Origin of the sequence: Mycobacterium sp. UM_Kg27, assembly GCF_000972905.1 — a bacterium.
GTDB lineage: Bacteria > Actinomycetota > Actinomycetes > Mycobacteriales > Mycobacteriaceae > Mycobacterium.
The window spans coordinates 1-13,802 of the sequence record NZ_JRMM01000033.1; the positions used below are offsets into that span (position 1 = coordinate 1).

Sequence of the window (13,802 nt, forward strand, 5' to 3'; positions counted from 1 at the left end):
CGCCTGCGCCATCGTCGACCGCATCAACGCCGCCTTGGCACCAAACGCCGACTCCGACGCCACCAACTGCGGAATATGCGCATCCAACAAACTCATCCCCGCACTCCTCTCAACTATCGATTAGTCGCGGCCAACGCCGTCCGGGTTCCATGGCGGCCACGACCGCCCGTTGCTCGCGTCGTTGAGAGCGGCTACCGCACTGCCGGGCCCGAACGCCGGCGGAGTCGGTCCGGTCAATAACTGAGGATCGATATTACGGCATTTACCTCGTTTTACGAGATTTTTACCGGAACAACAGCCGCGAATGCGGAGAGTGGGATCTCCGGCCCGCAGGGTCAGCCGAGGATGCGGTCGGCCCGGCTGTAGATGTTCATCGAGTCGCCACGAAGAAACGCGACCAATGTCAGCCCGCATTCGCCGGCCAAATCGACCGCCAACGACGATGGTGCGGAGACCGCGGCCAGTATGGGCACCCCGGCCATCACCGCCTTCTGGGTCAGCTCGAACGACGCGCGCCCACTGACCAGCAGCACCGTCCCGGCCAGCGGTATCCGGCGCCGCTCCAGTGCCCAGCCGATCACCTTGTCGACGGCGTTGTGCCGGCCGATGTCCTCGCGCACCACCTGCATCGCGCCGCCGTCGGTGAAGTCGAAAAGAGCCGCGGCATGCAAGCCGCCGGTGCTGGCGAAGACGTCCTGCGCGGCACGCAGTTGATCGGGCATCGCGGTCAGCGCCGCCGCGGGAACTCCGACCGGGTCGTCGCCCGGGTGATACCGGCTGGCGAGCCGTACCGCGTCCAGTGAGGCCTTGCCGCAGATGCCGCACGATGAGCTGGCGTAGAAGTTCCGGGAGATGTCGACCACCGGCGGCGGCACGTTCGGTGCCAGCGTCACATCGAGCACGTTGTAGCTGTTGGGGCCGTCCGACTCGCCGCAGTACCGCGCGCTCAGCACGTCGTCACGCCCGGCGATGATCCCCTCCGACAGCAGAAAGCCCTGCGCCAGCTCGACATCGGAACCGGGCGTGCGCATGGTGACGGTGAGCGGCACACCACCCAGCCGGATCTCCAGAGGTTCCTCCACCGCCAGCGTCTCGAGCCGCTGCGTCGCCTCCCCTCCGACTCGGCGGCTGACCCGCCGACGCTGCGTCCGACTCATCGCTCCATCATCCCGGGTCGGCTTCGAGAGCCGTGCCAGGTTGGCACCGAACAGCACATAACGCCAGCACAGCGGGACTACGCTGCAAGGATGGTTCAGCGAAAATTCCTGGAGTGGCCGGTAATCCGGCAACTGCGCACCGGCGACGTGTTCGGCCGCGGGCCGGCGGTCACCTCCGAACAGACCCGCAGCATCGCACCGCGAACCGCCACCGCCGATCGAGTGGTGCAAAGCGTCTGTCCTTATTGCGCGGTCGGCTGCGGCCAGCGTGTCTACGTCAAGGACGAGAAGGTCGTCCAGATCGAGGGCGATCCCGATTCGCCGATCTCACGGGGGCGGCTGTGCCCGAAAGGCTCGGCCAGCGAGCAGTTGGTCAACTCACCCGGCCGGCAGATCCGGGTGCTCTACCGGGCGCCCCGCGCCACGGGCTGGCAGCCGCTGGAGCTCGACACCGCCATCGACATGGTCGCCCAGAGGTTCATCGCCTCGCGGCGTAACGCATGGCAGGACCACGACGCCGAGGGCCGGCCGCTGCGGCGCACCATGGGTATCGCCTCGCTGGGCGGCGCGACACTGGACAACGAAGAGAACTACATAATCAAGAAACTCTTCACCGCCGCAGGCGTGATACAGGTCGACAACCAAGCGCGTATTTGACACTCCGCCACGGTTCCCGGTCTGGGAGCCTCCTTCGGTCGCGGTGGAGCGACGCAAACCCTGCAAGACATGGCGAATGCCGACTGCATCGTCATCCAGGGCTCGAACATGGCCGAGTGCCACCCGGTGGGGTTCCAGTGGGTGGAGGAGGCCAAGGCCCGCGGCGCGGTGGTGATCCACGTCGACCCGCGGTTCACCCGAACGTCGGCGGTGTGCGACAAGCACATTCCGATCCGGGCCGGCTCCGACGTGGTGCTGCTGGGTGCGCTGATCAATCACGTGCTCACCCACGACCTGTGGTTCCGTGAGTACGTGCTCGCCTACACCAATGCCGCGACGCTGATCAGCGAGGACTTCCGCGACACCGAGGATTTGGGCGGGCTGTTCTCCGGCTTCGATCCGCAGACCGGGCACTACGACCCGTCGAGTTGGGCCTATCAAAGTCGAGGAGCCGGTGAAGAGGACATCGGCTCGCCCGGGGGTGGCCATGAGCACGGGACCAGTGCGTCGGCACGTTCGGCCGGTGAGACGCTCGGGAGCGGCGGTCCGGCACTCGAACACGCCCGCGTGCGGCGCGATGAGACGCTGCAGCACCCGCGCACCGTATTCCAGATTCTCAAGCGGCATTACGCGCGCTACACGCCGGAGATGGTTCGCGACGTCTGCGGTATCGACCCCGCGATGTTCGACTACCTGGCCCGTGCGGTCACGGCCAACTCCGGGCGCGAACGCACCACCTGTTTCGCCTACGCGGTGGGCTGGACGCAGCACACCCTGGGCGCGCAGTACATCCGCACCGCGGCGATCCTGCAGCTGCTGCTGGGAAACGTGGGCCGGCCCGGCGGCGGCATCATGGCGCTGCGCGGGCACGCCAGCATTCAGGGCTCCACCGACATCCCCACGCTCTACGACATGCTCCCCGGCTATCTGCCGATGCCCAAGGCCGGACGCGACGACACCCTGCAGCAGTACTTAGACCGCGTCGGATCCAAGAGCCAGAAGGGCTTTTGGGCCAACGCCGACGCGTATCTGGTCAGCCTGCTCAAGGCATGGTGGGGCGACGCCGCGACCGCCGACAACGACTGGGCTTATGACTACCTGCCCCGGCTGACCGGACCACACGGCACCTACCAGGCGGTGACCGGGATGCTCAACGACGAAGTGGAGGGCTACTTCCTGCTCGGTCAGAACCCGGCCGTCGGTTCGGCGAACGGCCGGCAACAACGGTTGGGTATGTCGCACCTGAAGTGGCTGGTGGTGCGGGATCTGAACATGATCGAGTCGGCCACCTGGTGGAAGGACGGCCCGGAGATCGCCTCCGGCGAGCTGTGCATGCACGACAACGAGACCGAGGTGTTCTTCCTGCCCGCGGCCAGTCATGTGGAGAAGGCCGGCACGTTCACCCAAACTCAGCGTCTGCTGCAATGGCGTCATCAGGCCGTCGCCCCGCCGGGGGACTGCATCAGTGAGCTGGAGTTCTTTATCAAGCTGGGCAACCGAATTCGTGCTCACCTGGCCGGCTCCACCGATCCGCGGGACCGCCCGCTGTTGGATCTGGCCTGGGACTACCCGGTCAATGAGCACGGTGAGCCCGACCCAGAGTTCGTGCTGGCCGAGATCAACGGCCATCAGCTCACCGGCGATGGCGCGGGTGCGCCGTTGTCCTCTTACACCGAGCTGCGCGCCGACGGATCTACCGCAGGAGGCTGCTGGATCTATTCGGGGGTGTACGCCGATGGCGTCAACCGGGCGGCCCGCCGGGTGCCCCGTGGCGGGCCAAGCCCCAGCCAGTCCGAATGGGGCTGGGCCTGGCCGGCGGATCGGCGGATCCTCTACAACCGCGCCTCGGCGGATCCGGCCGGGGCGCCGTGGAGCGAGCGCAAGCGCTACGTCTGGTGGGACGAGCAGCTGCACCGATGGGTGGGCGACGACGTGCCGGACTTCGTGGTCGACCGGGCGCCCGGTGCGCGACCGAATCCGGCGTTGGGCGGTCCCGACGCGTTGGCCGGCGACGACCCGTTCGTCATGCAATCCGACGGCAAGGCTTGGTTGTTCGCACCCAAGGGCGTGGTGGACGGGCCGCTGCCCACCCACTACGAGCCGCAGGAGTCGCCGGTCGCCAACGCGGTCTATCGTCAGCAGCGCAACCCCGCCCGAATCACGTTCCCCCGCAAGGACAATCTTTCGGCACCCAGTGCCGGTGAGCCGGGCGCCGACGTCTACCCCTACGTGTTCACCACCTATCGACTGACCGAGCATCACACCGCGGGCGGCATGAGCCGCTGGTTGCCCTACCTGGCCGAGCTGCAGCCGGAGATGTTCTGCGAGGTCTCCCCCGCGCTGGCCGCCGAGCGGGGTCTGGAGAACTTCGGCTGGGCTACCATCATTTCGCCGAGGGCGGCGATCGAGGCGCGGGTGCTGGTGACCGACCGGATGACGCCATTGAGTGTGGGCGGCCACACGGTGCACCAGATCGGACTGCCCTACCACTGGGGGGTCGGCGGCGACGCGATGGTCAGCGGCGACGCCGCCAACGATCTGCTCGGGGTGACCCTGGATCCCAACGTGCAGATCCAGGAATCCAAGGCCGGTTCCTGCGATATCCGACCGGGCCGGCGGCCGCGGGGCGCGGAACTGCTGCGCCTGATCTACGAGTATCAAAGCCGTTCCGGAACCACACCGGAGACCGGCAATGCGGCTGTCGATCCAGAAGGGCGGGGCTGATGGGCCAATTGTCCGGGCCGACCGACCCGGCCGCCGATGCCAGGTGGTCGCCACCACGCCCCCGCAAAGGGTTTTTCACTGACACCTCGATCTGCATCGGTTGCAAGGCCTGCGAGGTGGCGTGCAAGGAGTGGAATCACAACCCGGCCGAAGGACCGCTGGAGTTGCTCGGGTCGTCCTACGACAACACCGGCGCGCTGGGCGCCAGCACCTGGCGGCACGTGGCGTTCATCGAGCAGAGCCGGGAGCGCATCGAGGAGGCCCGCGAATCCGGCCGGCGGCTGATCAGCCTGGGGATGCCCAAGATGCCCGATGACCGAGAAGCCGCAACGGATGGCGCGCCACCCGACACCGATCAGTTCCGCTGGCTGATGGCCTCGGACGTCTGCAAACACTGCACGCACGCCGGGTGTCTGGACGTGTGCCCCACGGGCTCGCTGTTTCGCACCGAGTTCGGCACGGTGGTGGTGCAGGCCGACGTCTGTAACGGCTGCGGCAACTGTGTGCCGGCGTGCCCGTTCGGAGTGATCGAGCGTCGCACCGACGGCACCGCCGCGCCGAAGGCCGGCCGCGACCCGAACCCGGTGCCCAACACCGGGGTCGCCCAGAAGTGCACGCTCTGCTACGACCGGCTGGTCGACGGCCAGACACCGGCGTGCGCGCAGACCTGCCCGACGGAGTCCATCCGGTTCGGCGATCACGACGACCTGGTGCAGCGGGCCCGGCGACGGGTGGCCCAGCTGCATGCGCAGGGCCGCACCGAGGCCCGGCTCTACGGCGCCAATGAGCATGACGGGGTCGGCGGCACCGGCTCGGTCTTCCTGCTGCTCGACGAGCCGGAGGTCTACGGCCTGCCGCCCGACCCCCGGGTGGGCACCGCCGACCTGCCGGCGATGTTCAAACGCTCGGCGCTGGCCGCGGCCGGCATGCTGGCCGCCGCGGCGGTCGCCTTCTTGGGGGGACGCTCATGAGCGCGGTGTCCGAAGGACCGCGCCGCGGAGGCGGCAGGCGCCGACGCCGGGGCGGGGGGGACGGCGGGCGTGAGATGCCGATGGTCCCCGACGTGCAGTTCAGCTCCTACTACGGCCGGCCGGTGGTCAAACCCGCACCGTGGTCACACGAGATCGCGGCCTACCTGTTCCTCGGCGGCGTGGCGGGTGGCTCCGGTCTGCTGGCCGCCGGCGCCCAGTTGACCGGCCGAAAAGTGTTGCGGCGCAATTCGCGGCTGGCGGCGCTGGCGGCGATCGTGCTGAGCGCGGCGGCCCTGATCAGCGACCTCGGCCGCCCGGAGCGCTTTTTCAACATGCTGCGCACCATCAAGCTGACATCGCCGATGAGCCTGGGTTCGTGGATCCTGGCGGGGTTCGGCGCGGGCACGTCGGTGGCTGCGGCCGCCGAGTTGGATCGGTTGACCGGTCGGCGGTTACCGCTGGGCCCGCTGCGCGGCGTGCTGCACGCGGCCGAGCGGCCGGCCGGCTTGGAGGCTGCGGTGTTCGCGGCGCCACTGGCCGTCTATACCGCGGTGTTGCTGGCCGATACCGCGACGCCGACCTGGCATGGCGCGCACCGTGATTTGCCGTTTGTGTTCGTCAGCTCGGCGAGCCTGGCCTCGGGTGGCTTGGCCATGCTGACCACCCCGGTACGTGAGGCCGGGCCGGCCCGGCGCCTGGCGGTGCTCGGGGTGCTCGGCGATGTCATCGCCGCCCGGGCCATGGAGCATCGGATGGACCCGATCGCCGCCGAGCCGCTGCATGAGGGCCGGGCGGGGGCGATGCTGCGGTGGAGCGAACGGCTGGCGATCGCCGGAGGTGTGGGGACGCTCCTGGGCGGGCGCAGGCGCGGCGTGGCGGCATTGGCGGGGCTGGCGCTGCTGGGTGCCTCGGCGCTGACCCGCTTCGGGGTGTTCGAAGCCGGCATGGCGTCGGCGAAGGACCCGCGCTACACCATCGAGCCGCAGAAGCGCCGGCTGGCGGAGCGTCAGGCGGCGGGGATCACCGGGGATTCGATCACCACGGCTGACTAGGGCCCGCCGGGATGGGTCAGCCCAGCTGGTGTAGCTGAAAGGGCGTGGAGGACAGGGTACTTCCCGGGCATTCCCCGTTGGAGCTGTTGGTGACCACACCGCCGAGCGAAACCGGGTCGATCGACACCCGGATGATGGTCGGCGCGTAGTTGCCGTCCGCGCAGATCGCCCCGTCCGGTTTGGTGACGCTGAACTGCCAGCGCCCGTCGGTCAGGCTCATGGGACTGGTCCAGCCCTGATTACTGGACACGGTTCCGTTGCAGTCGGCCTGACTGCAGCTGGTGGCGATCGTCCAGGCGAACTCCTGGTCGGCGCCCTGGTATTCGCCGTTGAGCAGCGGCGGATCGGCGTATGCCGGCCCGGCGGCGATGGCTGCGGCGGCGCAGATGGCCACCGTGCGAGACGAGTTGCGAACAATGCGCCGAGAAAGGTTCATGGTGATCGAGGAACTTATCAGAGTTGCAGCTCATAACACGTCAATTCCGCTGCCCGCCACGGTATGTCCGATCACCGGGTGGCCGGGTAGCTCTCCGGCGACGAGCAGACCCCCGGAGGTCTGGGCGTCGGCCAGCAGCAGCAGGTCGTCTTCACTGATTCCGGGACCGGGGCGCAGGTGTGGACGCACCCAGTCCAGGTTGCGGCGCGTGCCGCCAGAGACATAGCCGTCACGTAGTGCTTCGTGCGCCCCGGTGATCATCGGCACCGCAGACCGGTCGAGCACCGCACCCACCCCCGACGCCCGGCACATCTTGTACAGATGGCCGAGCAGCCCGAACCCGGTGACGTCGGTGGCCGCCCTGACCCCCAGCGACAAGGCGGCTTCGGCGGCGTCTCGGTTGAGCCCCACCATGGTCGCGATCGCCTCGTCGAACACCTCGCCGGTGCGCTTGTGCCGGTTGTTGAGCAACCCCACCCCCAGCGGCTTGGTCAGCGTCAGTGGTAGGCCAGGCTGCGCGGCATCGTTGCGCAGCAACCTGTTCGGGTCGGCTACCCCGGTGACGGCCATGCCGTACTTGGGCTCCGGGTCGTCGATCGAATGGCCGCCGATCACCGGGCAGCCCGCCTGTTCGGCCACCGCCAGACCGCCGCGCAGCACCTCGGTCATCAGCTCCAGGGGCAGCGTTTCCCGCGGCCAGCCGACCAGGTTGATCGCCACCACCGGGCGCCCGCCCATCGCATAGATGTCCGAGAGCGCGTTCGCGGCAGCAATCCGGCCCCAGTCATAAGCGTCGTCGACGACGGGGGTGAAAAAGTCTGCGGTGGACAGCACGGCGAGGTCATCCCGCACCAAAACAGCCGCAGCGTCATCGCCGTCGTCGAGGCCGACCAGAACGTTCTTCCCGGACTGCCCGGTCAAACCGCGCACCGCGTCTTCCAGCTCGCCGGGGGGAATCTTGCACGCGCATCCGCCGCCGTGGGCATAGCCGGTCAATCGCATCTCGGTCATGCGTCCATGATGAGCTGTTGGGCCCCCGCGCGGGACATACCGATCAACATGTCTCCCGGAACGCGTTCGGCAGCGCTCGGGTTCTGCCCTGGAGGGTCAACCTCGGGCTGGGCGCATTTCTCGCCTGGCCGGTCGTTATCGCGCCAGAATCGGCCGAAGGTCTAGGTTGATCAGCGGAGGCGTCTGAGTCCTGGTGGGCTCCCCGGTCTTCAAAACCGGTGAGGCCGAGTAGCTCGGCCTGGCGGGTTCGATTCCCGTCCGCCTCCGCCAGCCGCGTATCGGAGGAGGAGCCGTGACCGACGCCGATCCGCGCCGCGCCATTCCACGCACCGACGCACTGTTGCTGCTGCCCGCGGTTCGCGCCGCCCGTGCCCGACTGGGCGAGCATGTGGTCCGCGGCTTGGTGCGTGACGCCCAGGATCGGGCGCGACGCGGCGATCTGGCGCCGGAACAGGTTGAAAGCACTGTCCTGGAGGGTCTTTCAGGACAACACGGGACGACGTTGCGGCCGGTGCTCAATGCCACTGGGGTGGTGGTGCACACCAACCTGGGGCGAGCGCCGCTCTCAGCGGCCGCGGTCGAGGCGCTGGTGGCGGCCAGCGGGTACGTCGACGTCGAGTTGGACCTGGCCTCCGGCGCGCGCTCCAAACGTGGTGTCGCGGCGCGGACCGCCCTGCTGGCGGCCTGCCCGGCCGCCGAAGACGCCCTGGTGGTCAACAACGGTGCCGCGGCCCTGGTGCTGGCCACCACGGCACTGGCCGCCGGCCGGGAGGTGGTGGTCAGCCGGGGCGAACTGATCGAGATCGGGGCCGGATTCCGGCTACCGGACCTGATCGCCTCCACCGGGGCGAGGCTGCGAGAGGTCGGCACCACCAACCGCACCCACCTGCGCGATTATGCCGAGGCCGTCGGGCCGCAGACCGGGTGCATCCTCAAGGTGCATCCCAGCAATTTCGCCGTCCACGGGTTCACCGCGGCGGTGGGGGTGGCGCAATTGCGGCCACTGGCAACCGAACACGACGTCGCCTTGGTGGCCGATCTCGGCAGTGGACTCCTGGCCCCCGATCCGCTGTTGCCCGACGAGCCGGATGCCGCGACCACGCTTGCCGCCGGCGCCGACATCGTGACCGCCAGCGGCGACAAGCTGCTCGGGGGGCCGCAGGCCGGGGTGATACTGGGCCGGGCCGGGCTGATCGCCCAGCTCGCTGGGCACCCGTTGGCCCGCGCGGTCCGCGCCGACAAACTCACCCTGGCCGCCCTCGAGGCCACGGTCTGCGGGGCCGCCGCACCGGTGACCCGGGCGCTGCACGCCGACCCCGACCAATTGCATGCCCGCGCCCAGCGGCTGGCAGCCGCCGTCGGTGCCACCGTCGTCTCCCACGACGGCCGCGTCGGCGGCGGCGGTGCCCCGGGAGTCCCGCTGCCGGGCTGGGCGGTCCGGCTGCCCGAGGCCGCGGCCACCGCGCTGCGCACCGGCGATCCCGCGGTGCTGCCACGGGTGCACGACGGCGCCTGCCTGATCGATCTGCGTTGTGTGCCGGAGGCCGAGGACGGTCGGTTGCTGACCGCGGTGCGGGCCGCGCTCGACCGGGTCGGGTGAGCGTGTTTGTAGTTGCCACCGCCGGCCACGTCGACCACGGCAAATCCACCCTGGTGCGGGCGCTCACCGGGATGGAGCCCGACCGTTGGGCCGAGGAACGACGGCGCGGACTGACCATCGACCTGGGTTTCGCCTGGACCGCGCTGCCGTCGGGGCGGCGGGTGGCTTTCGTCGATGTCCCGGGCCACGAACGGTTTCTGCCCAACACGTTGGCCGGCCTGGGACCGGCCTCGGTGGTGTGCTTCGTGGTCGCCGCCGACGAGGGCTGGCGGGCGCAGTCCGGTGATCACCGTGACGCCATTGCGGCCCTGGGTATTACGCAGGGATTGGTGGTGCTCACCCGCGTCGACCGGGCCGGCGATCAACGTGTTGCTGAGGTGTCCGAACAGGTACGCACCGAGCTGGCCCGGACTGGTCTGCGTGACGCCCCGATCGTCGCCGTGTCAGCGCTGGACGGTACCGGCATGGACGCACTGCGTGCTGCGCTCGACGACCTGCTGGCCGAGCTGCCGGCGCCGTCGAGCGCGGGGCGCGTTCGGTTGTGGGTGGACCGCTCGTTCACCATCACCGGAGCCGGGACGGTGGTGACCGGCACCCTGACCGCGGGCGCGTTGGCCACCGGCGATCACCTGCAGTTGCTGGATCGTGGGCGTTCGCGCGCGGTGGTCATCCGCGGGCTGCAGAGCTGCGGCGAGGCGCATTCGGCACTGCGCCCCACCGTGCGGGTTGCAGTCAATCTGCGCGGGGCGTCATCCGGCGAGGTGCGCCGCGGGGACGCCCTGGTCAGCTCCGATGAGTGGCTGACCAGCACCGTGGTCGACGTCCGGCACAGCACCGGTTGTGCCCTGACCGAGGCACCCGAGCGACTTGTGGTGCACCTGGGCACGGCCGCAGTGCCCGCCCGGCTACGACTCCTTGACGCTGAGCACGCCAGGATCACTTTGGAACACCCACTCCCGCTGATGTTTTCCGATCGTCTGGCACTACGCGATCCGGGGGCCCGTCGCGTGCTGGGCGGGGTGGTGGTGCTCGACGCCGATCCGCCGGCGCTGCGGCGGCGCGGTGACGCGGCCCGTCGCGCCGACGAGCTCGCCGGCGCCGATCCGGCCGACCAGGCACTGCGGGTCATGGCCGAAGTGGCCCGCCGCGGCGCGGTCTCGCAGCGCCGGCTGCGGTTGCTCGGGTACGTGCTCCCCCCGGAACCGCCGGAGGCGAGGGCGATCGGCGGCTGGTGGGTGCACGCCGCGACGTATGAGGTTTGGCGGAACCGGTTGCAGGCCGCGGCACGTGAACTGCGCGAGCGTGATCCACTGTCCGCCGGGCTGTCGCGGGGCGCAGCGGCGGATCTGCTGTCGCTGCCGGATCCCGCACTGCTCGACGAGCTGATAGCCGGCGCGGGGTTGGCGCAGTATGACGGGCTGATTCGGCTGCCGGACGGTCCCGGCGATCTCGGCCCTGCCGAGGAGGCGATCGCCGAGTTGGAATCCCGGCTGGCGGCGGCCCCGTTTCACGCCCCGGAGGCCGACGACCTGTCCGCTTTGCACCTGGGTGTCCGGGAGCTGGCGGCGGCCGAACGGGTCGGGCGGTTGTTGCGGCTCGCCGAGAATCTGGTGCTGCTCCCGACTGCCCCGGCGTTGGCGATGCGTGAATTGGCTTCGCTGGCGCAGCCTTTCACCGCAACCCAGGCCAAGCAGGCGTTGAACACCACCCGACGGGTCGCGATCCCGCTGCTGGAACACCTCGATGCCCGAGGCTGGACCCGCCGAATCGATGCGGTGTACCGGGAAGTGGTGCGCTGATACAACGCCTGCTGTCTGCTAGCAACATGCCCGGTACGTCGCGATTGTGCGCCACCACGCCGGCCGCCGCCATCGGTACCTGCCTCGACGCCCCCGGCCGGGTGATCAGCCTTGCGCCGCGAAGACGCAGTTTCTAGGTGCTGGCCGGGACGCGCCGGTCGGCTGCCGTCTTGGGTGCGACATGCTCTTCGTCGCCGGTGAATTCCTTGGTCCAGCAGGCGAATTCCAGCGTGATTCCGTCGGGGTCCTGGAAGTAGAACGAGCGGACGTACACTCCCGGGTGCAGCGTCGGGCTGGCCTGCCACTCGGAATCGTCGTGGTTGAGCACCGGGCCGACCCGCACGCCCTTCTCTTTCAATCGCTGCCGGTAGGCGTCGAACTTGTCCGCCGGCACATGGAAGGCCAGGTGGTTGAGCGTGCTCACCGCACTGGTGATCTCGCCGATTCCGGGGATGGCCGCCGGCGATGAGATCCCGGGCACCCGGTCGGGGGCGTCGCGGAACCAGAAGAAGGCCACGCAGTCCCCATTACCGGCGTCGAAGAAGAAGTGCTGACCGATACCGGCGGGCAGGTCAAGCGACTTGATCAGGGGCATACCCAAGATGTTGCTGTAGAAGTCGACGGTGCGTTCCATGTCGGAGCACACCATCGCCACGTGGTTGATCCCGCTGATTTCGAATTCGGTGTTGACACCGTGCGGCTTGATCATGCGCGAACACTCCTCTGGTCAAGAACTGAAACTGAATCTAACATCAGATTCAGATTTGATCCAGCCCTACCAAGACAGGAGGTGTGTTCCGGTGTCGACCAGCCCCGAGCAGCCTGGCCGCCGCGACCCGTTGCCGACACACCGGGGTCGACGCACCCAAGCCGCGATCGACGCCGCGGCGCGCGCGGTGATCGCCCGCAAGGGAGTCCTGGCAGCCACCATCGCCGACATCACGGCCGAGGCCGGCCGATCGGCAGCGTCGTTCTACAACTACTACGACTCCAAGGAGGCGATGGTCCGCGAATGGGCGCTGCGCTTCCGCGACGAGGCCGGCGAGCGCGCCTCCAGCACGGTGCGGCACGGGCAGACCAACCGCGAACGGATCGAGCAGGCCACGGCCGCGCATTGGTACACCTACCGCAACCGGCTGGCAGAGATGGTCGGCGTCTCCCAGCTGGCCATGGTCAACGACGACTTCGCCCGGTATTGGGCGGAGATCTGCGCGGTTCCCGTCGGCCACATCACCGAAACGGTCAAGCGTGCCCAGTCCGAGGGTTACTGCACTGATGACGACCCGGCGTTGCTCGCGGTGGCGATCGTGTCGATGCTCAACCAGTTCTGCTATGTCCAGCTCGCCACCTCCCGCGACGACGACGGTCCCAATGACGCAGCGTGTATTCGTACGCTGGCCAACGTGTTCTATCGAGCCATCTACACCGAGGAGACTTCCTAAGCATGGTGTTGCGAGTGCTGGCGCACTTCATTCCCGGGCCGAAGGTCGAGGAATTCGTTGCACCCGAGTCTGATTGGCTGGACATCCGGTGGTGCGCCGCCGACGACGACGTCACGTTTCGTCGCGAACTGGCTGATGCCGAGGTGCTCTGGCATGTGCTGCGGCCGCTCTCGGGCGACGACCTGCGAAGCGGACCTCGGCTGCGACTGGTGCACAAGTTCGGTGTCGGCATCAACACCATCGACGTCGACGTCGCGACCCAACGCGGCATCGCGGTATCCAACATGCCTGGCGCCAATGCCGCATCGGTCGCCGAGGGCACCGTGCTGCTCATGCTCGCCGTGCTGCGCCGACTGCTGCCGCTGGATCGTGCGACCCGCGAGGTCCGCGGTTGGCCGACCGACCCCGATCTCGGCGAGCGCTGCCGCGACATCGGCGGTTGCACCGTCGGCTTGGTCGGTTTCGGCAGTATCGCCCAGCGGGTGGGCGGGATCGTGGCCGCCATGGGCGCGCAGGTGCTGCACACCAGCACCCGCGATGACGGCACGCCCGGTTGGCGGCCGCTGCCGGAACTTCTGGCCGCATCGGACATCGTCTCGCTGCACGTTCCGCTGACCGACGCCACCGAGGGCTTGATCGACCGGACTGCCCTGGCGCAGATGAAACCCGAGGCCGTGCTGATCAACACCGCGCGCGGTCCGATCGTCGACGAAGCCGCATTGGCCGAAGCGCTGCGGGGCGGGCGGCTGGCCGGCGCCGGGCTCGATGTGTTCGCCGTCGAGCCGGTGACCTCGGACAATCCGCTGCTCGGGCTGGAGAACGTGGTGCTGACCCCGCACGTCAGCTGGTACACCGCCGACACCATGCGGCGTTACCTGGCTGCGGCGCTCGACAACTGCCGCCGGCTGCGCGACGGGCAGCCCCTGGCCCACGTCGTCAACCAACCGTAGTAG

The 13,802-nt window shown here is 68.9% G+C and carries 11 protein-coding genes, 1 tRNA gene and 1 pseudogene; 8 read left to right on the forward strand and 5 right to left on the reverse strand.

The genetic code is table 11. The features are described 5' to 3' along the window. Both esxG and fdhD read right to left on the reverse strand, forming a co-directional pair. Nucleotides 1-96: pseudogene (esxG, locus tag LI94_RS07705) on the reverse strand (type VII secretion system protein EsxG); the annotation flags it as partial. A gap of 239 nt (nt 97-335) precedes the next feature. Beyond that, nucleotides 336-1,157: a formate dehydrogenase accessory sulfurtransferase FdhD gene (gene fdhD, locus LI94_RS07710; protein ID WP_046300843.1), complete on the reverse strand. Its 822-nt coding sequence runs from the start codon at nt 1,155-1,157 to the stop codon at nt 336-338. 90 nt (nt 1,158-1,247) lie between these two features. On the opposite strand from fdhD, the gene fdh reads away from it, so the two are divergent. From fdh to nrfD, 3 genes are read left to right on the forward strand one after another with little or no spacing between them, the layout of a single operon-like run. Continuing rightward, nucleotides 1,248-4,538, forward strand: coding sequence for a formate dehydrogenase (gene fdh / locus LI94_RS07720; RefSeq protein ID WP_239651178.1), 3,291 nt, complete (start codon nt 1,248-1,250; stop codon nt 4,536-4,538). Beyond that, nucleotides 4,538-5,509, forward strand: a complete 972-nt coding sequence (locus tag LI94_RS07725) for a 4Fe-4S dicluster domain-containing protein (RefSeq protein WP_046300830.1) — start codon at nt 4,538-4,540, stop codon at nt 5,507-5,509. Before fdh ends, LI94_RS07725 begins: the two co-directional genes overlap by 1 nt. Next, nucleotides 5,506-6,561 (forward strand): NrfD/PsrC family molybdoenzyme membrane anchor subunit, encoded by a 1,056-nt coding sequence (nrfD, locus tag LI94_RS07730; RefSeq protein ID WP_046300831.1) that lies wholly within the window; start codon nt 5,506-5,508, stop codon nt 6,559-6,561. Before LI94_RS07725 ends, nrfD begins: the two co-directional genes overlap by 4 nt. A 16-nt stretch (nt 6,562-6,577) precedes the next feature. On the opposite strand, the gene LI94_RS07735 is transcribed toward nrfD, so the two are convergent. Continuing rightward, on the reverse strand, nt 6,578-6,955 hold the full coding sequence (locus tag LI94_RS07735) for a hypothetical protein (RefSeq protein WP_052739899.1): 378 nt from the start codon (nt 6,953-6,955) through the stop codon (nt 6,578-6,580). A 72-nt stretch (nt 6,956-7,027) separates the two neighbouring features. Beyond that, nucleotides 7,028-8,008, reverse strand: a complete 981-nt coding sequence (selD, locus tag LI94_RS07740) for a selenide, water dikinase SelD (RefSeq protein WP_046300833.1) — start codon at nt 8,006-8,008, stop codon at nt 7,028-7,030. Nucleotides 8,009-8,183: 175 nt separating this feature from the next. Between selD and LI94_RS07745 the strand changes: the two genes are divergently transcribed. From LI94_RS07745 to selB, 3 genes are all read left to right on the forward strand, one after another. After that, nucleotides 8,184-8,278 (forward strand) — tRNA-Sec (locus LI94_RS07745). A 22-nt stretch (nt 8,279-8,300) separates the two neighbouring features. Then, the gene (gene selA, locus LI94_RS07750) at nt 8,301-9,608 is read left to right on the forward strand and encodes an L-seryl-tRNA(Sec) selenium transferase (protein ID WP_046300834.1); all 1,308 of its coding nucleotides are present in this window, start codon (nt 8,301-8,303) and stop codon (nt 9,606-9,608) included. A gap of 2 nt (nt 9,609-9,610) precedes the next feature. Beyond that, nucleotides 9,611-11,407, forward strand: a complete 1,797-nt coding sequence (gene selB / locus LI94_RS07755; protein WP_046300844.1) for a selenocysteine-specific translation elongation factor — start codon at nt 9,611-9,613, stop codon at nt 11,405-11,407. A 133-nt stretch (nt 11,408-11,540) separates the two neighbouring features. Here the strand turns inward: selB and LI94_RS07760 are convergent, their stop codons facing one another. Beyond that, the gene (locus LI94_RS07760; protein WP_024441426.1) at nt 11,541-12,116 is read right to left on the reverse strand and encodes a VOC family protein; all 576 of its coding nucleotides are present in this window, start codon (nt 12,114-12,116) and stop codon (nt 11,541-11,543) included. 91 nt (nt 12,117-12,207) lie between these two features. On the opposite strand from LI94_RS07760, the gene LI94_RS07765 reads away from it, so the two are divergent. After that, nucleotides 12,208-12,849 carry a TetR/AcrR family transcriptional regulator gene (locus LI94_RS07765; RefSeq protein WP_046300835.1) on the forward strand — a complete coding sequence of 214 codons (642 nt, stop codon included), beginning with the start codon at nt 12,208-12,210 and terminating at the stop codon, nt 12,847-12,849. Nucleotides 12,850-12,851: 2 nt separating this feature from the next. Beyond that, nucleotides 12,852-13,799 carry a 2-hydroxyacid dehydrogenase gene (locus LI94_RS07770; protein ID WP_192830939.1) on the forward strand — a complete coding sequence of 316 codons (948 nt, stop codon included), beginning with the start codon at nt 12,852-12,854 and terminating at the stop codon, nt 13,797-13,799. Nucleotides 13,800-13,802: the final 3 nt, after the last annotated feature.

Excerpts from the sequence above, each read along its gene's own strand:
- fdhD (WP_046300843.1), bottom strand. The coding sequence starts at position 1,157 with ATGAGTCGGACGCAGCGTCGGCGGGTCAGCCGCCGAGTCGGAGGGGAG.
- LI94_RS07725 (WP_046300830.1), top strand. The coding sequence starts at position 4,538 with ATGGGCCAATTGTCCGGGCCGACCGACCCGGCCGCCGATGCCAGGTGG.
- nrfD (WP_046300831.1), top strand. The coding sequence starts at position 5,506 with ATGAGCGCGGTGTCCGAAGGACCGCGCCGCGGAGGCGGCAGGCGCCGA.
- selD (WP_046300833.1), bottom strand. The coding sequence starts at position 8,008 with ATGACCGAGATGCGATTGACCGGCTATGCCCACGGCGGCGGATGCGCG.
- LI94_RS07760 (WP_024441426.1), bottom strand. The coding sequence starts at position 12,116 with ATGATCAAGCCGCACGGTGTCAACACCGAATTCGAAATCAGCGGGATC.
- LI94_RS07770 (WP_192830939.1), top strand. The coding sequence starts at position 12,852 with ATGGTGTTGCGAGTGCTGGCGCACTTCATTCCCGGGCCGAAGGTCGAG.